Source organism: Teretinema zuelzerae, assembly GCF_021021555.1.
Lineage (GTDB): Bacteria > Spirochaetota > Spirochaetia > Treponematales > Treponemataceae > Teretinema > Teretinema zuelzerae.
This window is the reverse complement of record NZ_JAINWA010000001.1, coordinates 1,029,876-1,050,839: the sequence shown is the minus strand read 5'-3', so window position 1 is coordinate 1,050,839 and position 20,964 is coordinate 1,029,876. Positions and strand designations below refer to the sequence as shown.

Below are 20,964 nucleotides of genomic sequence, written 5' to 3'. Positions count from 1 at the left end.
TTATTTTCAGGTTTGCTGCAGTTTATTCGCTGTCCGGCGTTGTGTCCAGTTCCGAGAGTCGTGCGTCGAGAGCGCCGAGTTCTCTTTGGAGAAATTCCTTGCGCGCAGCAAGAACGCTTTTTTCGTCAGCCGGCGTCGCGGGAAAAAACGCGCCGTTGCCGAAGCCCGCCCCGCAGCCCTCTCCGAATCCGTTGCCGAATCCAGCTCCGCATCCGTATTCGAACTGCCTGCCGGACCCCGTGCCTTTTCCTGCGCAGAATCCCGCGCCCCGTCCCGTCATCGGCCCCTGTCCCTGGGGTCCTGTTCCATTTCTTCCCGGCATATCATGCCTCCTTCAAGTTAATCTACCTTATTTGATGCAATTTCCGTGCCATCTGTAACAGTCGCCGAATGTGCCGTATGTACGGGTGGCATCGAGTGTTTTTATGCTGCGGAATTGTTTTCAGCATGATGGTCTAGCAAATGTGCAATGTATGAATTGCGTTATTGCAATCATCTGCCCTGAAAAAAAAGCTCGCATGTTTTCGGCGAAGGCCTATACTTCTCTTTATGAGAGCAATATCTCAACGTACAAAAATGAGGAGGCGTGTATGGCGGATTGAGAGTGTTTGCCCAAGTGCCCGTTTTTCAACGACAAGATGGCCGATAAACCGGCTACCGCGGGCATGATGAAAAAGCAGTATTGCCAGGGGGACAGCTCAGGCTGCGCCCGGCATCAGGTGAAGGTCGCGGCGGGAAGCGAAAACGTGCCCGCGGACCTCTATCCTTCGCAGACGTACCGGGTGAAGGATGTGTTGGCCGCTCTCGGCAAGGGGTAGCTCCGTGCAATAAAAAACCCCCGCTCCATCGACGACGACAGCGGGGGTTAAAACGGTTACCCATGGCTACGGATAAGGACGATATGCTGTAATTGGGGGTAACAGCATGTCTGTTTTCAACTCTCTTGAATTGAATATATATCAGGTTTAAATGTATGTCAAGTCTAACATTGAAAAAAAGAAAACGACCCTGTTTTTTCTTTCGAACGCGGGGGCTCCGCGCGAGGACGTTCGTTTATCGTTGCGCGTTCTGCCTCTTCTTTGCTACAATTCCTTGACATACAAAAGATTCGTTGGGAGGGGCAATGAAAAGACTCACCGCCGCCGCGGCTGTGTTTCTGGGTTCCGCGTTGTTGTGGGGCTCGGACGTAACGGTCGCGCGTTCAGTCGCAGTTCAGGGGGTTCCGAAGTACGCCGACGGTTTCGAGCATTTCGATTACGCGAATCCCGGCGCTCCCAAGGGCGGAACCCTGCGCAGGGGAACGACGGGCACCTGGGACAATTTCAACCGGTACGCGAGCCGGGGCGTTTCTGGCGCTGGAGCCGGGGATCTTTTTTACGACACCCTGATGGCCGGTTCCCTCGACGAGGCGGACGTGTATTATCCGCTGGTTGCCGAGAAGGTCGAATATCCGCGCGATTTTTCCTGGATTATCTTCCATATAGATCCGCGCGTCCGCTCGCGCGACGGCGTCGCTCTGACCGCCCGGGACGCCGCTTTTTCCTTCGAAAAGTTCATGGCGGAGGGCGTTCCCCAGTTCAGGATGTATTATAAGGACGTGAAGGCCGTCGTGCTCGACGACCGGAGGGTGCGCTTCGAGCTGCCGGTTCCGGACCGGAGCATGGCGCTTTCGCTCGCGGGATTGAAGATGCTTCCGAAGCACTGGTGGTCTTCCCGCAACCTCGCGGACCCGTTGACCGAGGTTCCCATGGGCTCAGGACCGTACACGGTGTCCGATTACAAGATCGGCCAGTACCTGGTGTACGAGCGGGTGAAGGAGTACTGGGCGGCGGATCTCCCGGTCAACCGCGGCTTGAATAATTTCGATTATATACGGTTCGAGTACTACCGCGACGATACGGTCGCCTTCGAGGCTTTCAAGGCCGGCGAGTATGATTTCTATCTGGAAAACATCGCGAAGAACTGGGCGACTCTCTATACGGGCAAGCAGTTCGAGCGCGGCCTGATCAAGCGGGAAACGATTCCCGACCTGCGCCCCCAGGGCATGTCTGCGTTCACCTTCAACACGGAGCGGGCGATTTTCAGCGACCGGCGGGTGCGCGAGGCGGTCGGCTGCGCGATGGACTTCGAGTGGATGAACAAGAACTTTTTCTACGGCCAGTATGTGCGGAGCCGCAGCTACTTCACCAATACGCCGTACGAAGCCCGCGGGCTTCCGACTCCCGCCGAGCTCGCGATTCTGGAGCCGATCCGCGAGTCTCTGGATCCCCGCGTGTTTACGGAAGAATACCGGCCCCCGGAAACGGCGGGCACGGGGAATATTCGGCCCCAGATGCGGGAGGCCCTCCGCCTTTTTCGCGAAGCCGGCTGGGAGATAGACGCGCAGGGGAAGATGCGCAACCAGACGACGGGAGAGCAGTTCCGCTTCGAGCTTCTGGTGTACAGCCCGGCCATGGAACGGATCGCCTCTCCCCTGAAGCGCAACCTCGAGCGCATGGGAATACTCATGGACATCAGGATCGTGGACACGACCCAATATACGAACCGGATGCGCAACCGGGACTTCGATTTGATCGATCAGGGCTACGGAGCCCTGTATTATCCGAGCACCGATCTGGAGCTTCCGTGGAAATCGGCTTATATCGATTCCACCTATAACCTCGCCGGCGTGAGGGATCCGGCGATCGACTACCTCGTTGACGGCATCGTCGCGAATCAGGAAAACGCGGAAGGGCTCCTTGCCTGGGGCCATGCCCTCGACCGGGCGCTGACCTGGAACTTCTACGTGATTCCCCGCTGGCATCTGGCTCAGTACCGGGTCGCGTACTGGGACCGCTTCGACCGTCCGGCGACTCCGCCGCGGTACGATCTGGGGCTGGATTCCTGGTGGTTCGATCCGGAGCGCGACCGGCTCCTGCGCGGCGGGACAACAGGAAAGGACGCGGGCGGGAAGCCCGCGAAGGGGGCGTCGAAATGACCCGGTACATACTGAAACGGCTGCTGCTTATTATTCCGACCCTTTGGGCCATCATCACGGTGAATTTTTTCATTGTGCAGATAGCGCCCGGCGGTCCGGTGGACCAGGCTTTGGCGGCGATGAGCGGCCTCGGCCCCGGCGGAGCCACCGAACGGCTCACCGGGCAGGGGCGGAGCGAAACCGGCGGCTCCGCTCTGTCTCCTGCCGGATCGAACCCGGCGGACGGGCGGTCCGGCTATCGCGGCGGCCGCGGGCTCGATCCGGAGGTAGTCGAGGCGATCAAGGTACAGTACGGCTTCGACAAGCCGATTCTGGTCCGGTACTTTCAAATGCTCAAACAGTACGCCCTCTTCGATTTCGGGGACAGCCTTTTCCGGGGTGAGAGCGTTCTGGGCTTGATCGGCCGATGCCTGCCGGTTTCGGTCTCTCTCGGGTTGTGGAGCACCCTCATCATTTATCTGGTTTCGATTCCGCTCGGCATCCGCAAGGCGGTGAGGCACGGCAGCCGCTTTGACGTGTGGACGAGCACCGCCGTCATCCTGGGGAACATGATTCCCACCTTTTTGTTCGCCGTCCTCCTCATCGTTCTGTTCGCGGGCGGGAGCTTTTTGAAGATATTCCCCCTTCGCGGCCTCGTGTCCGCCGATTTCGCGACTCTCAGCCTCGGCGGAAAGATCCTCGACTACGCGAGCCATATTTTCCTCCCCGTTTTCGTGATGACGATCGGCGGTTTCGCGACGCTCACCATGCTGACCAAGAATTCTTTTCTGGACGAAATACACAAGCAGTATGTTACGACGGCTCGGGCGAAGGGCTTAGGCGAGCGTGCCATTCTCAGGGACCATGTGTTCAGAAACGCCATGCTTCTGGTGATAGCGGGGTTTCCTGCGACCTTCATCAGCATGTTTTTCACCGGTTCCGTTCTGATCGAAGTAATCTTCTCGCTCAACGGCCTCGGACTTCTCGGCTTCGAGGCGACCATGCAGCGGGACTATCCGGTCATGTTCGGCACCCTCTATATCTTTACCCTGATGGGTCTCGTTCTCTCTCTTGTGAGCGACATCACCTATACCCTCGTCGATCCCCGCATCGACTTTGAACGGAGGTCTGCATGAGCGGCGAAATTCAAACAGACGGCGCAACCGTCCCGGCCGCGCCGAAAAGCCCGGCCGGCGCACAGCTTGAAGCGCAGGAGCGGGCCCAGGCGGCAGAGCTGGAGCAGGCGCGCGACCGCGCGGCGAACAGTCCCGGCCGCGAGCGTTGGAGGAGATTCCGCGCGAACCGCCGCGGCTGGATTTCCCTGTGGATTTTTTCCGTGCTTTTCCTGCTCAGCCTCGGGGCCGACTTCCTCGCGAACGAGGTTCCCCTGTTGGTGGTGTACGAGGGGAGTGTGTATTTCCCGCTCGTCCGGGATTATCCGGAGACGGTGTTCGGCGGGGAGTTCCCCATCAAGACCGATTACCGCGACCCGTACATCGCGGATCTCATCGGGGAAAAGGGCTTTATGCTGTGGCCCCTGGTGCGCTTCCGCTATAACACGATCAACTACGACCTTCCCGGCCCAGCGCCTTCCGGCCCGACCTGGACGAATCCCCTCGGGACAGACGATCAGGGCAGGGACGTGCTCGCTGTCGTGATTTACGGATTCCGCATTTCAGTGCTCTTCGGCCTGACCCTCACCCTGCTTTCCTCCCTGGTCGGCATCGCGGCGGGAGCCCTTCAGGGCTACTACGGCGGCTGGGTCGATCTCGCCGGCCAGCGCTTCATGGAGGTGTGGTCCGGCATGCCGACCCTCTTCATTCTGATAATTCTTTCCAGCGTCGTGCAGCCCAATTTCTGGTGGCTCCTGCTGATCAATCTGCTGTTCGGCTGGATGGGCCTCGTCGGCGTGGTGCGCGCGGAGTTCCTGCGCACCCGGAACTACGAGTACGTGCTCGCCGCCCGCGCGCTGGGTTTGCGGGATTCGCGGATCATCTTTCGCCATATTCTGCCGAACGCCCTTGTGGCGACGCTCACCTTTCTGCCGTTCATCCTGTGCGGCTCCATTACGACTCTCACCTCCCTGGACTTTCTCGGCTTCGGCCTTCCTCCCGGCTCTCCGTCCCTCGGCGGACTTCTGGCTCAGGGGAAGGACAATCTGCACGCTCCCTGGCTCGGCATCACCGCCTTCGCCGTGCTCGCCGGAACCCTGAGCCTTCTCGTGTTCATCGGAGAAGCGGTACGGGACGCGCTCGATCCCCGGAGGGCTGTATGACGGATAGTATGCAAAACGGCGGCATCGCGGTAAACGCGGCCGCACCCCTTCTCGAAGTGTCCTCCCTCCGCATCGCGTTCAAGTCGCGCGACCGGATTCGCGAGGTGGTTTACGGAGTGGATTTTTCGATCAGCGCGAACGAGACGCTTGCCCTCGTAGGCGAATCCGGTTCGGGCAAGACGGTCTCCGCCCAGTCGATTCTGCGTCTTCTTCCGTCTGCATCGGCCTCCTACCCGGGCGGAAAAATCCTTTTCCGGGGCAGGGACATCCTTTCCGCCGGAGAGGACGAGCTCCGTTCCCTGAGAGGCAGAGAAATCGGCATGGTGTTTCAGGAGCCGATGAGCTCCCTGAATCCCCTGCACACGGTCGAACAGCAGATCGGCGAAACCTTGTTTCTGCACCGCGGCCTTTCCCGCTCTCAGGCCCGTCCGGTAACCCTGCAATGGCTCGATCGGGTAGGCCTCGCCGAGCCGGAAAAAAAGTTCCGCTCCTATCCGCACCAGCTTTCCGGCGGCGAGCGGCAGCGCGTCATGATCGCGATGGCCCTGGCGAACGAGCCGGCCCTGCTCATCGCGGACGAGCCGACTACCGCGCTGGACGTTACCGTTCAGGCTCAGATTCTGGACCTTCTGCTCCAGCTCCAGCGGGAACTCGGCATGGCAATGTTGTTTATCACCCACAATCTGGAGATCGTCAGCCGGGTCGCGGACCGGGTTGCCGTCATGCAGGACGGTCTCATCGTGGAAACCGGCCCTGTGGAAAAAGTTTTCACTTCGCCCGAACACCCGTACACGAAGCGCCTCCTTTCCGCCGACCCTGAAGCCGCCGGGATAGAGGGCTCGCCGGCCGTCGGCGACAGCGCGCAATCTGTCGGCGACGGCGCGCAATCTGTCGGCAACTCGGCACATCTCGCCGACGGCGCGCAATCTCACGGTGCTGCGGAAACTCCCGACGGTGCGGCACCTCCCACCGACGGCACGCAAACTCCCGCCGGCGCGCAAACTACCGACGGTGCGAAGTCTGTCGGCGGCGGTGCTGCGCTTGCGGGCGAAAGTTCGGGCGTTCCGGTGCTCGAGGGCCGGGGCATAAAAGTGTGGTTTCCGGTGCAAAAGGGTTTCTTGCGGAGATCGGCCGAATGGATCAAGGCCGTCGACGGGGTGGACGCGGTTCTCTATCCCGGAGAGACTCTCGGCATCGCCGGCGAATCCGGTTCGGGGAAAACAACGCTCGGAAAGGCTCTTCTCAAGCTTACCGCCTCGAGCGGAGAGATCCGCCTCGGAGGCATCAGGATAGACGAGCTTGAAGGCGCGCCCTTACGGCTCCTGCGCCGCCGCATGCAGATCATCTTCCAGGACCCCTTCGGGAGCCTTAATCCGCGCATGACCGTCGCCGACATCATCGCGGAAGGACTTGAAGCCCACGGAATGAAGGACCGCACGGAGCGGGACGCCCTCGTCTGCGAGACTCTCCGCGAGGTCGGGCTCGATCCTGAAATCCGCTTCCGCTATCCCCACGAGTATTCAGGCGGCCAGCGCCAAAGGATCGCGATCGCGCGGGCCCTCGTGCTCAAGCCCGAAGTGATCGTCCTCGACGAGCCGACCTCGTCTCTCGACAGGACCGTCCAGTTCCAGGTTATCGCCCTTCTCCGGGATATCCAGAGAAAGCACGGGCTTTCGTACATTTTCATCAGCCATGATTTGAAGGTGCTTCGCGCGCTCAGCCATCGGCTCATGATCATGAAGGCCGGCAGGGTGGTCGAGCAGGGGCTTTCTTCCGAGGTGTTCGCGAATCCCAAGGACGCGTATACCCGCAATCTTATTTCTACGGCCTTCGGGCTTTCCTGATTTTAACGCGGGCGAGGTATATTCTCGCCCGCCCTTCATGGGACGAATAATAGCTGACCCACAGCTTCCCGCGGTGCAGAACCATTCCCGGATATCCGCAGTCTCCCTCGGAAGGAAGGTCCAGGAGGGAAAAAAGTTTTCCGGCCCGCATCAGACATACCGAGGTTCGGGGCGTCCTGCCGTTCCACAGCCGCGTCGCGGCGATCATTTCCGGTTCCGGTTGAACCGCATCATCCGGCGTCCGCTCCGCATAGAGCGTTCCCGGCGGCGCGATAAGAAAGTTCGGCCCGCCGACCCGCTCTCCGCAACCAGTCCACTCCCATTCCAAGAACGGAGAGCCGGATTTTCCTATCCATGCTTCTCCGCCCTTCGCTTCCCGGCGCACCAGGGCTATCGCCGCCTCTCCGCAGAAGCGGACAGTCGCCTCGTTCGGGAGGCCTGGAACCTTGAGCCTGACATGATCGCTCCACGCACGGCCGTCCGCGCTCCGCATCAGATGCACCGTCCATCGCCGCTTCCCCGGAAGCCGGTAGCTGATTCCCCACGTTTCGCCGCCGTTCCGTTCAGTCCGCCATATCCAGTCTCCCTCGCCTCCGATCTGCGCAGGCGTCGACCAGCTTACTCCGTCAAAAGTCCGCAGCGCGGCGGAATGCCGGCCCTCTGGCCTTCCCCCTTTCAACCGGGTAACCCCGACGACGAGTTCGAGGCTTCCGCCGGGGCCTGGAGCGAGCTTCGGGTCGCGGTAGTCGGTCGAGCGGGCGGAAAGCACAAAGGCGGTTTCCCACTTCTCTCCGTCGGTCGAGGCGAGCACCCGTATTTTGCCGGGACACCAGGCATGGGCCTTGCCCTCGCGGAAGGCGCAGTACCACTTCGCCTTGTAGCGCGCAAGATCCGTAAACGCGCAGTGGGGCGCGCCGTCCCATATCATGGAGACGTCTTCGAGAATCAGTTCCGGCACATTCATGGCTTCATACTAGCATGAGCCTCTTTTTCCGGAAAGATAATCGGGCACCTCGAAAAACTCAAGTTTTTTTTTCGAGGTCAAGAATTTGCTTTTCGCCGGAATTGTAAGTAATATTAGGGTAACATTTAGTGATGGAGGAAATATATGGCTCACATTACCCTTGGGGGTTCGCGTATAGAGACTATCGGAAATCTGCCTGCGGTCGGCTCCGCGGCTCCGGATTTTCTGCTTACCAAAGAAGATTTATCGGATGCGACTCTCGCCTCGTTCGCGGGGAAAAAGAAGATACTGAACATCGTGCCCAGCCTCGATACCGGCGTATGCGCGGCGAGCGCGCGGCGCTTCGACGCCGAGATCGCATCCATGGGAGACGCGGTTCTCCTGACCGTTTCGAACGATCTTCCGTTCGCGATGGCCCGCTTCTGCAAGGCGGAAAACCTTTCGAACATTATTTCGCTTTCTCAGCTCCGCAACCGCTCGTTCGGAAAAGACTGGGGGGCGGAAATAACCACCGGCCCGCTTGCCGGCCTTCTGTCCCGGGCCGTCGTGGTTCTGGACGCGAACAACACGGTCGTGTACACGGAACAGGTTCCCGAGATCAAGCAGGAACCCGATTATAAAGCGGCCCTTGAAGCGGTCAGGAAGGCCTAGCGAGTGCTACGTCCGGGGGCCTTCTCCGTGTCTTTCACCGAAAGCTGCGAGAAGGCTACCTTCTGATTCGCCGCCATGTCCAGAAGCGAGTTGGCGGTTTCCGAAAGACTGCTTCCCTGCCGTTCAAGCTGGGCGATGGCGATCGATATTTCCTGGATGCGTTCGGCGGTGCTTCCCGTAGCCGTGGCTATCGCGTCAAGGTTTTCTTTGACCGTTTTGCCGTTAGCGGCAACCTCGGACGCGGATTCTCCGATAGTCTGAATGCTTTCAGCCGAACCCCGCAGTCCCTGCGTGATAGAAGAAAAGGTTTGCTGGGCGCCCCTGGTTTTCGCCAGATTTCGGTCTACCAGCTTGCTGCCTCCCGTGCTTACCTCAAGAATTTCATCCATAGAACCGGTTATGTCATTCACCGTCGCGCGGATATTTTCCGCCGCGGTTCGGGAATTCGCCGAAAGACTGCGAATTTCCCCGGCGACCACCGCGAACGATTTTCCCGCCGTTCCCGCGCGGGCCGCCTGTATCGAGGCGTTAATCGCCAACACGTTCGTGCTTTCCGCCAAACCTTCGATCACTCCGGCGAAATCCTTCACCGAGCCCAGTTTTTCCGAGAAGGAGACGAGCGCATGCTCGATCGAAGCGATCGCCGTTCTCAGCTCTCCGCTTTCCCTTACCGCCGCGTCCATTTCTTCCGCGCCTCCGGTGGACTCCGCGCTCATTTTCCGCACGAGCTCGGTATACGAATCGAGCGAGGCCTTCATCGTTTCCATCGTGCGGTTCAGCTGTTCCAGCCGGTTTTCCGTATCAGATACGCTGCTTTGCTGCTCGTCCATGTCGTCCCGGATTCCCGAAATCGACAAGCCTATCTGGATATTCGCCCGGGCCGATTCCTCAGCGGCCGACGCGAGGTTTTGGCTCGCGCCCATGAGGCCTTCCGCGTTGTCCATGAGGGTGAGAATTATTTCCCGGAAGCTTGAAGGCTCGGTGCTGAACGTCGTCGCCTTGAGTCCGCTCTCGACAGCCTTGTTCACGCATTTCATAACCTGCGGATCGATGATGCTCGTCATGAAACCGTCGAATTTCCGGTCTATGAATGATTGGATGATGGGGCAGTACAGACCGGCGCTGCCGAAGTCCTCCTGCGCGTGATAGGCGTCGACAAGTTCGACCTCGACCCCGTATTCCGACAGTTTGGAAGCGGCCGCCTCCGCGCCTTCGACCAGGGCGGCGAAGAAGCCCGTTTTCTGGGGCATGATGATTCCGAAGCGGTATTTCTTTCCCGATCTGTTCGGCGCGGGAACGGCCAGCTGAGACCGCTCGTCTTCCTTCATGATCCGGCGGTTCCTGCCGTCGTCCCAGTAGGTTGCGTAGTTCGCTTTGTCGATGTAGATGGGATCCATGAAGAGCTTTCTCGTGGTCGGCTTCCACGAAGCTTCGCAGGCGTTGTAGAGGTGCACAAGGGCGTTCCAGGCCTGACCGTAGGGGTTCTGTTCGATGAGGGACGCGATCTTCCCTTGTTTCAAAAGGCCGATGTTGGTTTCGGTCGCGTCGAAGATTACCAGCTGAACGCGGCATTTCCGTTCCGCCAACGCTTCCGCTACGGCCGAAGGCGTGTGTCCGTCGGTTATGAATATGACGCTCAAGTCGGGGGTTTCGGAGCAGGCCTTAAGCGCGATTTCGGCGGCCGTCGGCGGATTTCCCCGCGATTCGAAAATGCCCTCGTTCTGTATGCCGGGGGCGTATTCGGCGAGGTAATCCCTGCAGCCCTTCATGCGCAGCACATGGTTTACCTGGGTATACATCGGAATTATATAGGCTATCTTGCCTTTTCCGGAAAGCATGCGGGCGATGTTCTCGCCGGCTGCGCGGCCTTCCTGGTACGAGTTCGCTCCGACAAAGCAAATCCGCTTGGGAGGGCTCTCGGTCATGCTGTTGAAATCGTCGATTCCTGTCCGCAGCCTCTTAGCGACGGCTTCTCCTTCTTCCGTCAGGCAGGGCTTTCCCGGCATCGTCAGGCGGTATCTCATGTCGCCGGAGGCGAACGACGAAACGCCGTGGGCGATCTGCCTCGCCATCTCCTTGACCGTGCCGGTCGTGTCCTCGAGCAATCGCTCCTGGCGTTTGCCCTGCGAGCGCGTAAGCAAAAAGCCAAGCGCGTTTCCCGCGAAAAGCAGTATGCCCGCGAGGGTCGGGAGGGGAGCGGGGAAAAGGTAAGCCGACAGCAGCAGAGCCGCCGCCGCGCACAGAATGTGTAGTATGGATGTTACGGTTCTCGATCCGGCGAAGTGCAGTTTCATAAACGAAATACTACGTCTGTTTCCCGACTTCGTCAAACAAAGACTTATGGGCACCTCGAAAAACTCGGTTAGTTTTCCTCGGTGCCCTTGTAAATCCTTACTGGATTTACACCTATATTAAGGTAGACCTCTAAAAACTGAAGTTTTTAGAGGTGCCTTTATTCTATCGTTCCAGTTTTCCCTTCCATTGGTTGATTCCGCCCATGTCGTAGACTGTGCGGTATCCCAAATCGGTGAGAGTTTTCGCGGCGACGGCCGATCGCCTGCCGGTTCTGCAGTAGACGATGACGGGCGCGTTCTTATCCGGCAGGGCCTTCGCGGCGGAGGCGGCGGTTATCTGATCAAAGGGAAGAAGTATCGCGCCGGGGATTCTCCCCGCGTCGTATTCTTCCTGCGTGCGCACGTCCGCCAGCACGGTTGCCTTGTTCGTCTCCAGCAAACGTTTCGCGTCGTCCGCGCGGATTTTTTCGCTTCGCGCCGTCTGGGCTCCGGCTGTTCCGAGAAACAGCAGGGCGGCGGCGATTAATACAGTCGTCTGTTTCATGTGGTCCTCCTTGAGAACGATATGCTTACAGTTAGTATAACTCTTTCCCGCCGCGGCATCGGTGATCAAGTCACCGGGGCGCTCCGACGCGCACGACGGCGCGGATGCACAGGTGATCCGAGGGAAGGCGGAATCGTTCGTCCCTGTTTTGGGGGATGCCGTCCTCCAGAACTCCGGCGTCGAGAATGTCGATGTCGTGGGTGCAGAATATGTAATCGAGCTGGGCGAAGTTCTTGCCAGAGCCGAAGTAATAGTGCGTATGCCGCTGGTTCGCGGGCACTCCCGCTGCCGCAAGCACGTCGCAGAGGGGGAGCTCCAGGAATTTTTCGTATTCGAATTGATGCAGGCCGCGGATCAGTATGCCGTTGAAGTCTCCCATCACGACGCACTTGCGCTCTCTCACAAGCCGGGCGAGTTTCTCGACCTCTTCCAGCCGCCTCTCGAGCCCCCGGTCGTCTCCGTGCTGGCTTTTCAGATGCACCACGAAGATTTTCAGAGTTCCTCCGCGGGTTTTCAGCTCGATTTTCAGGAGGTTCCGGGAAAAGTCTTCTTTGACGTTGACCGCGCGGGTTCCGGGAAACCGCCCTTTTTTAACCAGCGCGCCGACGAAGATTCCCCGGGTGGAGTTTTCTTCATACAAGAAGCAATCGTACCTGCCTTCAAGATAGATGCGGTTGAAGGCTTCCAGGGTTTCCATCCCTCCGATTTCGCAGAGTCCCAGAAAATCGAAATCCTGTTCGAGTATCATCTCCGCGATCGCCGCTATTTTGGAGCGGTTCTTGTTGGGGTTGTATATGGAAGGATTCATTCCCTGGTAGACGTCTTCGTCCAGGTTTTCCAGCTCCTCCCGGGTATAGGAGCGGTCGAGGAGGAGGGAGAAATTTTCCGCGTTGAAAAAACCGATATGCGCGTCTTCTGTCACCGGAAGACTGTACTGTTCATCGGGATTTTGTGGAAGGGCGCCGGCGTTTTTTTAGAGTTCTTTTTCGTAACAGAAAAAAGTGCCCTTGCGGAATTCGACCGTTCCCCGAAACGCGTAGCCGTTTTTTTCGAATGTGTATTGGGCAACCTTGTTCGTCATGTGGGTGTCCAGCCTGATCGCCTTGCAGCCCGTTTCCGCCGCCCATTTTTCTACGGCGGCGAGGAGGGCCTGCGAGTATCCGTTCTGGCGTTTGAGCGGATGTATGCAGATCCGGTGGATCATCAGATGATTGTCTATTCCCCATTCCCAGGGGAGCGCCGCGTATTCTTTCGGTTCGTCGGCATCGATGGCAAGGTATCCGGCAAGGGTTTCTCCCTCGAAACAGCCCCAGGCGGAACCCGCGAGAATGTCGTTTCTCAGAAGTTCCTTTGAAGGGTAGATATCGTCCCACTGGTCGATTCCCTTTTGCTTCATGTCGCGAATTACAGTATTAAAAAGGTGGAGAACCGCATTTGTCGAGTCTGCGCCCAGAGGTCTGATGTCCATACGCCCTCTACTTTTTACAATGACGTTACAATTATCATATCCCCTGTTTTCTTATGTGTCAAACCGCTCGTTCTTGCCACTATGTCTCTCGTTTCATATACTGGTACGAAAATAGAGGCGGAGCGAGTGATGGATAAGGACGGAACAGCGCATACCCTGCGGCATTGGTACAGTTTCAGGTTCAAGTTGGTGATCGAAGGAGTGTTGATAGGTCTTGCGTGCGGCCTCATCGTTTCAGCCTACCGGTACGCGCTTGAACAGGCCTTTCATCTCTTGGGTCTGGTCAGAGAGACGATTATCGGGAAGCCCGAGTCGGTCGTCGTCTGGATAGGAGCGCTCATCCTCTGCGGCCTCGTCATCGGAGAGCTGGTGAAGCGCAATCCCCTCATATCCGGAAGCGGCATCCCCCAGATCGAAGGTTTTTTATCGGGACGCCTGGAAATGAGCTGGTGGCGCATACTTTTAGCGAAATTCGCAGGCGGCGTGCTGGCAATCGGTTCGGGCCTTTCCCTCGGACGCGAAGGACCCTCCGTCCAGCTGGGCGCCGCGGTCGGCCTCGGATTCAGCCGCGTAGCCGGACGAACCCGCGTCGAGGAGCGCTTCCTCGTAACCGGAGGAGCGGGCGCCGGCCTGGCCGCCGCCTTCAACGCGCCGCTCGCCGGCGTCGTCTTCGCGCTCGAGGAGCTTCATAAAAACTTTTCTCCCTTCGTCCTGATCACGGCGCTTTCCTCGGCTTTGACGGCGAGCTACGTCTCGGGCTTTTTCTTCGGCCTCAAACCGGTGTTTTCCTTTCCCCAGTTGGCGGCGCTTCCGGCCGAACACTACGTTTTCGTGCTTTTATTGGGCCTCGCTCTCGGACTTCTCGGCGTTCTGTTCAACAGTTCGCTGTTCAAGAGCCAGGATCTCTACGCTCGAACGGGCCTCTCTCCGCGGTTCCGCTCCTTCATCCCGCTCGCCCTTTCGGTTCCCTTCCTGTTTTATCTGCCGGAAGTTCTCGGCGGAGGCCATGAACTCGTCGTGGAATTGATCGGTAGCTCGTTCGCTCCGGTCTTTCTCTTCGTCCTGCTCGCCGGCAAGTTCGTCTTTACGATGATCTGCTACGGCTCAGGCGCTCCCGGAGGCATCTTCCTTCCGCTGTTGTCTCTCGGCGCGCTGGCCGGAGCCCTGTGGGCCCGCGTAATCGCGGTTCCCGCGGGAGTCGATCCCGCGTTCCTGGATAACTTCATCATTTTCGGGATGGCCGGCTTGTTTTCCGCCATCGTGCGCGCTCCGATCACCGGCATCATACTCATCACCGAGATGACCGGCTCCTTCCAGCATTTGCTCTCCATCTCTCTGGTGAGCATAACCGCCTACGTGAGCGCGGACCTGATGCGCTCCCCGCCCGTCTACGAAGCCTTGCTCGAACGCCTTTTGCGCTTCCGCGGATCGTGCCGGGAGGAGGGCTTCAAGCCGCATGAGAAAACCGTATTCGAACTCGCGGTGTCGCCCGGCTCGGGGCTCGACGGGGTGCGGATCCAGGACGTAGCCTGGCCTGAGCACTCCCTGATAGTGGCGGTTCGCCGCGGCCAAAGCGAAATCATCCCCCACGGAGAAACCGGAATCGAAGCCGGAGATTATCTGGTGATGCTCACCGACTGCTTCCATCTCGGCTCGGTGAACGAGGCCTGCGCCGCCCTTCTCGAACCTTCGGGCTGACGCAGCCATAAGGCTGATGCAACCACCAGGTTGCGGCAGCCATCAGGTTGCATCAACCTGGTGGTTGCGCGCGTCTTTTAGTTGACACAATCGGCGGGCCGGATATATTCTGGCCATATGAAAACTGAAAATATCGATACAAATCAATATAATTCGATTGACAAGCAAGTCTCTTTCATCGATCGTTGTCGAACGCCCCCGATGGGCTGGAACAGCTGGGACGCCTGGGGTACAGGAATCACCGAAACAGACGTCCGCGCGAACGCGGAATTCATGGCCGCTCATTTGGCGCGCTACGGGTGGCGGTACGTGGTGGTGGACATCCAGTGGTACCAGCCGAACGCAAGCGGCCACGACTATGATCCTGAAGCCCGCCTCGAAATGGATCAATGGGGGCGTCTTCAGCCGGCGCCCAACCGATTTCCCTCGGGATTCCAAGCTCTGGGAGAATACATCCATTCTCTCGGCCTCAAGTTCGGCATCCACATCATGCGGGGCATTCCCCGGCAGGCGGTGCGCGAAAACCTTCCGGTCAAACCGGCCGATGCGCGTGCTCTTGCGGGGACAGAGGTGCGCGCAGGAGACATCGCGGACGCGGAAAACGGCTGCGCCTGGAATCCGGATATGTACGGGGTCGACATGACCCGGCCGGGGGCTCAGAGATGGTACGACTCGCTGATGGAGCTTTACGCATCCTGGGGGGTCGATTTTATCAAGGCCGACGACGCCGCAAGCCATTTATATCAGCCGGAGGAGATTAAGGCGATTCATCGCGCGATCGAAAAGTGCGGCCGCCCCATGGTGTTGAGCCTTTCGCCGGGTCCTGCTCCCGTCTCGGAAGCGGCCTTTTTCCGGCGATGGGCGCATATGTGGCGCATCTCCGACGATTTCTGGGACAGCTGGCCCCTTTTGCGCCGCCAGTTCGATTTCGCCCGCGAATGGGCGCCCTTCATCGGAATGGATAACGCCTGGCCCGACGCGGACATGCTCCCTCTCGGCAAGCTGAGGATAGCCGCCTCCGGCGGCGCCGGAGAAGACAGCCGCTTTACGAAGGACGAGCAGCTGACGATGATGAACCTGTGGGCCATCATCCGCTCTCCCCTGATGATGGGCGGCGATCTTCCCCGCTCGGACGCCTGGTCGATTTCCCTCCTGTGCAACCCCGATCTCATCGCCGTCAATCAGCGGAGCAGGGGGAACCGGGTGCTGAGCTGGACTCCCGACTCCTGCGCGTGGATAGCGGAAAATCCCGAGGGCGGATGGCATCTTGCGGTCTTCAATCTGTCCGACCGGAAATCGCGCATAGGCTTTTCGCTCGGCGAGGCCGCGCCCGGGGTGCGTAAATTCTCCGCCGTCGACATCTGGAGCGGCCGCGCGTTTACGCTTCCCTCCCGGTATTCTGTTGTGCTTTCCCCGCATGCGAGTGTATTATACAAGCTCGAGCCGGCGCTAAAGGCGGTTCGCTAACGGGGGATTCGATCAATGACGAAAGAACAGTCGAAACTGACGGAAAAACTGCTGCTCGCCGGAGTGTTCCTCAGCGGAGCGGTGATGATCGGCTACGGCTTCATCGCGACCGAGCTTGGATTCGCTTCTGAAGAATCGATCCGCACTGTGGGAAACGGCGCCATAGTCGCCCTGCTCGTGTGCTGGATGGGCTGGCGGAAGGTTCATTCGGATCGCGTCCGCGACGAAGCCGCCGACATATCCGCCGCAGCGGACGCCTCTCCCGCCGATCAAGACTCGCAGGCAGACTAACCGCGCGCCCGGCCGGCGGTAAGCGCGCCCGGCTGGCGGTATGCGTACTGCGCTGGCGGTAAGCGCGCTGCGCTGGCGGTAAGCGTGCCTCGGCTGGCGGTAAGCGCGCCCTGCTGGCGGTAAGCGTGTCGGCTGGCGGTAAGCGTGCCTCGCTGGCGGTAAGCGTGCCGCGCTGGCGGTATGCGTGTCGGCTGGCGGTAAGCGTGTCGGCTGACGGTATGCGTGTCGGCTGGCGGTATGCGTGTTGGCTGGCGGTAAGCGTGCTGCGCTGGCGGTAAGCGCGCTGCGCTGGCGGTAAGCGCGCTGCGCTGGCGGTAAGCGTGCCGCGCTGGCGGTGAGCGCGCCGCGCTGGCGGTAAGCGTGCCTGGCCGGCGGTATGCGTGCCCGGCTGGCGGTAAGCGTGCCGCGCTGGCGGTATGCGTGCCCGGCTGGCGGTAAGCGTGCCGCGCTGGCGGTATGCGTGTTGGCTGGCGGTAAGCGTGTTGGCTGGCGGTAAGCGTGTTGGCTGGCGGTAAGCGCGCCTGGCAGGCGGCTTAAGCTACAGCGTGTTTGTTTCGATGAGCTGGCTTTGGCGGCGATAGAGGCCGGGGCTGGTTCCGGCGACTTCCTTGAAGTGGTGGCGGAACTGGCGCATGGATGAAAAGCCGCAGCCGCGGGCGATTTGCTCCTGGGCGCAGTGGGTGTCCCTCAGTCGGTTCGCCGCGAGTTCGACCCGTCTCGTTATGATGTACCGGCCCAGCGGGCCGCCCGTCGCTTCCCTGAATATCCTTCCAAGATAATCCTCGTTCAATCCCGCCCTGACAGCGATATATTTCACCGACAGATCCGGGTTGGAAAGCTCGTCCTCCACCATCAATAAAATTTCCGGAATTCTCTTTCCGTCTACGGCGGCGCGGTCATCTGAAAGCCGGGCGGCCTTGAGGAGGATTCCCGCGCACAGAAGGTCGGCCGCAAGCGATTCCGTTCGATGCTGCCTGCGTTCCTGCAAAAGCTCGCGGAATAAACGGGACACAAGCAGCGGTTCGGAAAGATCAACATAAAGGGGAAGGACGACTCCGTCCGGAGCGAGCGGGAAGGCGCTGCGTTCCGGTTCCGCCTCCGGAATCGGCAGGGGCTGGCAGGGGAGGCGAAAGTGCATCCAGTAATAGGACACCGGCTCCTGTATCCCGGCCAGTCCGCGGTGGGGAATCCCGGCCGGGAGAATCAGAACCCGTCCGGGACGTATCTCCGCTGTTTCTTCGCCTATCACAAGGGGCGCGGCGTTCTTCCTGCCGAGGATGAACACCGAATCCCGCGAGAGGCATCGGCTCATATGCTTCCATCCGGGATGCAGCATGGCGCATCCGCAGTCCCCGGCCCGTATATTCCGAAGGCCGGGGAAACTGAATCGCTTCATGCGCTGGTCAGCGGCTTCCCTCGGGGGAGACCGAGAAGCGGATGACGTTCCACGACGCGGGGGAAAGCGTTATGGATGCTTTTCCGCCGTCAGGCTGCGTAAGATCCAGGCCTTTGGGCTCAACGGCATGCGGATTTTCGAAGGTGTTGATAACATGCAGATCCGGCCCTGAAAGTTCTGTGCGGAACGTCATGCGCGGCGATTCGAATGACCTCAGATCCAGCTCGACTTTTCTGCCCTCCGCCCGGTTCGAGTTCATGGCGAACACGGTCAGCATGTTTTCTTCTTCGTTATACACCACGGAAACAGCGACTTCCGGCGCGTCTCCCCAGCAGGTTTCCCGCTTCGGGCCGCGCACGACCGGCGTGAGCACCGTTCCCCTTCCGTACACCGAGATGTCCCGGAACGGGTGGTAGCTCGCCTGTTTGATCGCCGCTCCGCCCTTTTTCGTAAAAATGGGCGCGATGACGTTCACGAGCTGCGCGAGGCAGGCGATCTTCACCCGGTCCGCGTTGTTCAGCAGGCTGATTCCGAGTCCGCCTACGACTAGAGCGTCGAGCAGACTGTACCGGTCTTCCAGAATTTCCGGAGCGGTCTCCCAGTCCCTGAGCTGGATCTTCTGCTGGTACCAGACGTTCCATTCGTCGAAGGACAGATTCATCGTCTTTTTGCTCCGCTTCAGCGCCTTCACGTAGTCGGCGGTCGCGCTCACCGTTTTAATGAAGGAGTCCATGTCAGCGAAGGAGGAGAGGAAGTCGTCTTCGTTGCCCATGTTTTCGTAGTAGCGATGGAGCGAAATATAGTCGACGTGGTCGTAGGTATGCTCGAGCACCACGCGGTCCCATTCGGGGAAGGTCGGCATTTTCGAGGTGGAGCTTCCGCACGCGACCAGCTCGATTCCGTTGTCGATCCACTTCATGATCTTCGCGGTTTCTCTCGCCTTTTTGCCGTAGTCCGCCGCGTCGAGGTGGCAGATCTGCCAGGGGCCGTCCATTTCGTTTCCGATGCACCAGGTTTTAATGCCGTAGGGAGTCTCGTGCCCGTTTTTCCGGCGCAGGTCGCTCCAATACGTGCCTTTGGGGAAGTTGCAGTATTCGAGCAGGTTTCCCGCGTCCTTCGGGCTTCCGGTTCCCATGTTGACCGCGCCCATGATTCCGGTGCCGGCCTTTTTCGACCAGTCGTAGAATTCGTCTATGCCGACGAGGTTCGGCTCGATCGTCCGCCAGGCGAGGTCGAGGCGCGACGGGCGCTGATCCCGCGGTCCGATGCCGTCGGTCCACTCGTAGCCGGAAAGAAAGTTTCCTCCCGGGTAGCGCACCAGCGGCACCTGCAGATCCTTGACCAGGGCGATGACGTCTTTCCGGAATCCCTGCTCGTCGGCCTCGGGATGCCCGGGTTCGTAAATGCCGTCGTAGACGGCCCGCCCCAGATGTTCGATGAAGGAACTGAAAAGCCTCTCGTCCACCTTCGCGAGCGTAAAATCCGGTTCGATGCTGATTCTCACTGTATCCATGATGTAAAACCTCCGGAGGGCTCTCAGCCCAGAGTTATCGCGAGCACCGACCGTGCGGGCAGTTCAAGCGCAAGTTCGTTTCCCTTCGCGGCCGGCAGCGCGAAGGCCCTGGCCTGCACTCTGTCCGGATCTTCGAAGGTGTTCATCGAATTCATATCCGCCCCTTCGAGGCAGCGGGCGGTAATGGTTTTCGGCAGGGATGCGAGGCCGTCGAACCTCAGCGAGACGGATTTCGACTCCTCGGGGTCGGCGTTGCACAGGGTTACCGTGTACGCGCCCGAATCGGAGACGGACGCCGAGGCGTTGAGGGCCGGGATTCCGGTTCCGATCGGGAGTCCGCCGCGTTCCGCGAGTCCCGAAACCATCCCGTTTTCCTCGTAGTAGAAGTCCGTGCAGACCGCGGTCGAAAGGAGCTTCGCCCCCTGGTGGCCCTTGTACATTTCCAGCACATGCCAGGTGGGGGTCAGCACCATCTTCGCGCCCTCGGTGAGAATCGGGGACTGGAGCACGTTCGCCAGCTGCGCGAGATTCGCGATGCGCACCCGGTCGGCGCGGTTGTTGAAAATATTGAGCGTAATGCCGGCGACCAGGGCGTCCCGGACGGTGTTCTGCTGATAGAGGAATCCGGGGTTCGTTCCCGGCTCCGCTTCGTGCCAGCATCCCCATTCGTCCACGACCAGGGCGACCCGCTTGTCCGGGTCGTAGCGGTCCATGATTTTCGAGTGCTCGGCGATGAGCTCGTCCATGCGGTAGGCGTTTCTCAGCGTCTTGAACCAGCCGGTCCTGTCGAAGTCCGTCGCGGACTTTTTGTTTTCCCAGCGTTCCTCGAAGCAGTAGTTGTGCAAACTCAGCCCGTCCATGAGGGGGCCGGCCTCGCGCATCAGGACTTCCGTCCAGCGGTAGTCCGCGACGTTCGGCCCTCCGGCTATCTTGAAGATTTTATCCGGTCCGTATTTGCGCACATAGGTTTGATACCGGCGATACAGATCCGCGTAATATTCGGGCTTCATGTTTCCGCCGCAGCCCCAGTTCTCGTTTCCCACGCCGAAGTAGGGGAGCTTCCACGGTTCTTTTCTGCCGTTCTTCGCGCGCAGTCGCGCCATCGGGGTGTCTCCGGGGCAGGTGATGTATTCCACCCATTCCTGCATTTCCTGAATGCTTCCGCTTCCGACGTTTCCGCAGACATAGGCCTTGCAGTCCAGCAGTTCGCACAAATCCATGAACTCGTGGGTGCCGAAGGTGTTATCCTCCACGACCCCGCCCCAGTGGGTGTTCACCATGCGCTTCCGCTCTTCCTTCGGTCCGATGCCGTCCTTCCAGTGGTATTCGTCGGCGAAGCAGCCGCCCGGCCACCGGAGATTGGGGATGCCCATCTTCTTCAGGGCTTCCACCACGTCCTTGCGGTATCCGTTGATATTGGGAATATCCGAATCGGGCCCGACCCACAGTCCGCCGTAAATACAGCGACCGAGATGCTCCGAGAAATGTCCGTAGACATCCCGCTCAATGACTGGACCCGGCGTCCGGGTGTTGATTGTAATCAAGTTTTTCATAACAGTGCTGAGTATACCCCATCATTTTCGTACACGCAATGCTTTGTAAC

Annotated in this window: 18 protein-coding genes; 9 read left to right on the top strand and 9 right to left on the bottom strand. The window is 59.5% G+C overall.

The genetic code is table 11. The features are described 5' to 3' along the window. Nucleotides 1-22: 22 nt before the first annotated feature. A complete protein-coding gene (locus tag K7J14_RS04820) occupies nt 23-322 on the bottom strand; it encodes a DUF5320 domain-containing protein (RefSeq protein WP_230753807.1) in 300 nt (99 codons plus the stop codon). A gap of 286 nt (nt 323-608) precedes the next feature. Here K7J14_RS04820 and K7J14_RS04815 point away from each other — a divergent pair, with 286 nt between their 5' ends. The 5 genes from K7J14_RS04815 to K7J14_RS04795 all read left to right on the top strand — a co-directional run bounded on the left by K7J14_RS04815 (nt 609) and on the right by K7J14_RS04795 (nt 7,075). Continuing rightward, nucleotides 609-818: a hypothetical protein gene (locus K7J14_RS04815; RefSeq protein WP_230753805.1), complete on the top strand. Its 210-nt coding sequence runs from the start codon at nt 609-611 to the stop codon at nt 816-818. Nucleotides 819-1,123: 305 nt separating this feature from the next. Beyond that, nucleotides 1,124-2,977, top strand: coding sequence for an extracellular solute-binding protein (locus tag K7J14_RS04810; protein ID WP_230753803.1), 1,854 nt, complete (start codon nt 1,124-1,126; stop codon nt 2,975-2,977). Further along, nucleotides 2,974-4,092 (top strand): microcin C ABC transporter permease YejB, encoded by a 1,119-nt coding sequence (locus K7J14_RS04805; protein WP_230753800.1) that lies wholly within the window; start codon nt 2,974-2,976, stop codon nt 4,090-4,092. The genes K7J14_RS04810 and K7J14_RS04805 overlap by 4 nt, the downstream gene beginning before the upstream one ends. Beyond that, nucleotides 4,089-5,231 carry an ABC transporter permease gene (locus K7J14_RS04800; RefSeq protein ID WP_230753798.1) on the top strand — a complete coding sequence of 381 codons (1,143 nt, stop codon included), beginning with the start codon at nt 4,089-4,091 and terminating at the stop codon, nt 5,229-5,231. The genes K7J14_RS04805 and K7J14_RS04800 overlap by 4 nt, the downstream gene beginning before the upstream one ends. Continuing rightward, a complete protein-coding gene (locus K7J14_RS04795; protein ID WP_230753795.1) occupies nt 5,228-7,075 on the top strand; it encodes an ABC transporter ATP-binding protein in 1,848 nt (615 codons plus the stop codon). Before K7J14_RS04800 ends, K7J14_RS04795 begins: the two co-directional genes overlap by 4 nt. Here K7J14_RS04795 and K7J14_RS04790 read toward each other — a convergent pair. Then, a complete protein-coding gene (locus K7J14_RS04790) occupies nt 7,053-8,039 on the bottom strand; it encodes a hypothetical protein (RefSeq protein WP_230753792.1) in 987 nt (328 codons plus the stop codon). The genes K7J14_RS04795 and K7J14_RS04790 overlap by 23 nt on opposite strands. 144 nt (nt 8,040-8,183) lie before the next feature. On the opposite strand from K7J14_RS04790, the gene tpx reads away from it, so the two are divergent. Then, on the top strand, nt 8,184-8,690 hold the full coding sequence (tpx, locus tag K7J14_RS04785; RefSeq protein WP_230753790.1) for a thiol peroxidase: 507 nt from the start codon (nt 8,184-8,186) through the stop codon (nt 8,688-8,690). Here the strand turns inward: tpx and K7J14_RS04780 are convergent. The 4 genes from K7J14_RS04780 to K7J14_RS04765 form a co-directional block, all read right to left on the bottom strand. After that, nucleotides 8,687-10,984, bottom strand: a complete 2,298-nt coding sequence (locus K7J14_RS04780) for a substrate-binding domain-containing protein (RefSeq protein ID WP_230753787.1) — start codon at nt 10,982-10,984, stop codon at nt 8,687-8,689. The genes tpx and K7J14_RS04780 overlap by 4 nt on opposite strands. A 163-nt stretch (nt 10,985-11,147) precedes the next feature. Next, entirely contained in the window at nt 11,148-11,528 is a 381-nt protein-coding gene (locus K7J14_RS04775; RefSeq protein ID WP_230753784.1) for a rhodanese-like domain-containing protein, read from the bottom strand. A 70-nt stretch (nt 11,529-11,598) separates the two neighbouring features. Next, nucleotides 11,599-12,450 carry an endonuclease/exonuclease/phosphatase family protein gene (locus tag K7J14_RS04770; protein WP_230753781.1) on the bottom strand — a complete coding sequence of 284 codons (852 nt, stop codon included), beginning with the start codon at nt 12,448-12,450 and terminating at the stop codon, nt 11,599-11,601. A gap of 51 nt (nt 12,451-12,501) precedes the next feature. Continuing rightward, nucleotides 12,502-12,996 (bottom strand): GNAT family N-acetyltransferase, encoded by a 495-nt coding sequence (locus K7J14_RS04765; protein ID WP_230753778.1) that lies wholly within the window; start codon nt 12,994-12,996, stop codon nt 12,502-12,504. A gap of 129 nt (nt 12,997-13,125) precedes the next feature. On the opposite strand from K7J14_RS04765, the gene K7J14_RS04760 reads away from it, so the two are divergent. From K7J14_RS04760 to K7J14_RS04750, 3 genes are all read left to right on the top strand, one after another. Then, on the top strand, nt 13,126-14,694 hold the full coding sequence (locus tag K7J14_RS04760) for a ClC family H(+)/Cl(-) exchange transporter (RefSeq protein WP_230753775.1): 1,569 nt from the start codon (nt 13,126-13,128) through the stop codon (nt 14,692-14,694). Nucleotides 14,695-14,811: 117 nt separating this feature from the next. Beyond that, entirely contained in the window at nt 14,812-16,161 is a 1,350-nt protein-coding gene (locus tag K7J14_RS04755) for a glycoside hydrolase family 27 protein (RefSeq protein WP_230753772.1), read from the top strand. Nucleotides 16,162-16,176: 15 nt separating this feature from the next. Further along, nucleotides 16,177-16,452: a hypothetical protein gene (locus K7J14_RS04750; protein WP_230753769.1), complete on the top strand. Its 276-nt coding sequence runs from the start codon at nt 16,177-16,179 to the stop codon at nt 16,450-16,452. A 538-nt stretch (nt 16,453-16,990) separates the two neighbouring features. On the opposite strand, the gene K7J14_RS04745 is transcribed toward K7J14_RS04750, so the two are convergent. Genes K7J14_RS04745 through K7J14_RS04735 form a run of 3 tightly spaced genes read right to left on the bottom strand, consistent with a single transcriptional unit; the run spans nt 16,991 to nt 20,914 of the window. Continuing rightward, on the bottom strand, nt 16,991-17,848 hold the full coding sequence (locus tag K7J14_RS04745; RefSeq protein WP_230753766.1) for an AraC family transcriptional regulator: 858 nt from the start codon (nt 17,846-17,848) through the stop codon (nt 16,991-16,993). Between the two features lie 7 nt (nt 17,849-17,855). Beyond that, a complete protein-coding gene (gene arfA, locus K7J14_RS04740; RefSeq protein WP_230753763.1) occupies nt 17,856-19,361 on the bottom strand; it encodes an arabinosylfuranosidase ArfA in 1,506 nt (501 codons plus the stop codon). 23 nt (nt 19,362-19,384) lie between these two features. Next, nucleotides 19,385-20,914, bottom strand: a complete 1,530-nt coding sequence (locus K7J14_RS04735; protein ID WP_230753760.1) for an alpha-N-arabinofuranosidase — start codon at nt 20,912-20,914, stop codon at nt 19,385-19,387. Nucleotides 20,915-20,964: the final 50 nt, after the last annotated feature.

Bases quoted from the DNA above. Each gene is read 5' to 3' on its own strand.
- K7J14_RS04820 (WP_230753807.1), bottom strand. From the start codon at position 322: ATGCCGGGAAGAAATGGAACAGGACCCCAGGGACAGGGGCCGATGACG.
- K7J14_RS04810 (WP_230753803.1), top strand. From the start codon at position 1,124: ATGAAAAGACTCACCGCCGCCGCGGCTGTGTTTCTGGGTTCCGCGTTG.
- K7J14_RS04805 (WP_230753800.1), top strand. From the start codon at position 2,974: ATGACCCGGTACATACTGAAACGGCTGCTGCTTATTATTCCGACCCTT.
- K7J14_RS04800 (WP_230753798.1), top strand. From the start codon at position 4,089: ATGAGCGGCGAAATTCAAACAGACGGCGCAACCGTCCCGGCCGCGCCG.
- K7J14_RS04795 (WP_230753795.1), top strand. From the start codon at position 5,228: ATGACGGATAGTATGCAAAACGGCGGCATCGCGGTAAACGCGGCCGCA.
- K7J14_RS04790 (WP_230753792.1), bottom strand. From the start codon at position 8,039: ATGAATGTGCCGGAACTGATTCTCGAAGACGTCTCCATGATATGGGAC.
- tpx (WP_230753790.1), top strand. From the start codon at position 8,184: ATGGCTCACATTACCCTTGGGGGTTCGCGTATAGAGACTATCGGAAAT.
- K7J14_RS04780 (WP_230753787.1), bottom strand. From the start codon at position 10,984: ATGAAACTGCACTTCGCCGGATCGAGAACCGTAACATCCATACTACAC.
- K7J14_RS04775 (WP_230753784.1), bottom strand. From the start codon at position 11,528: ATGAAACAGACGACTGTATTAATCGCCGCCGCCCTGCTGTTTCTCGGA.
- K7J14_RS04765 (WP_230753778.1), bottom strand. From the start codon at position 12,996: ATGGACATCAGACCTCTGGGCGCAGACTCGACAAATGCGGTTCTCCAC.
- K7J14_RS04760 (WP_230753775.1), top strand. From the start codon at position 13,126: ATGGATAAGGACGGAACAGCGCATACCCTGCGGCATTGGTACAGTTTC.
- K7J14_RS04755 (WP_230753772.1), top strand. From the start codon at position 14,812: ATGAAAACTGAAAATATCGATACAAATCAATATAATTCGATTGACAAG.
- K7J14_RS04750 (WP_230753769.1), top strand. From the start codon at position 16,177: ATGACGAAAGAACAGTCGAAACTGACGGAAAAACTGCTGCTCGCCGGA.
- K7J14_RS04745 (WP_230753766.1), bottom strand. From the start codon at position 17,848: ATGAAGCGATTCAGTTTCCCCGGCCTTCGGAATATACGGGCCGGGGAC.
- arfA (WP_230753763.1), bottom strand. From the start codon at position 19,361: ATGGATACAGTGAGAATCAGCATCGAACCGGATTTTACGCTCGCGAAG.
- K7J14_RS04735 (WP_230753760.1), bottom strand. From the start codon at position 20,914: ATGAAAAACTTGATTACAATCAACACCCGGACGCCGGGTCCAGTCATT.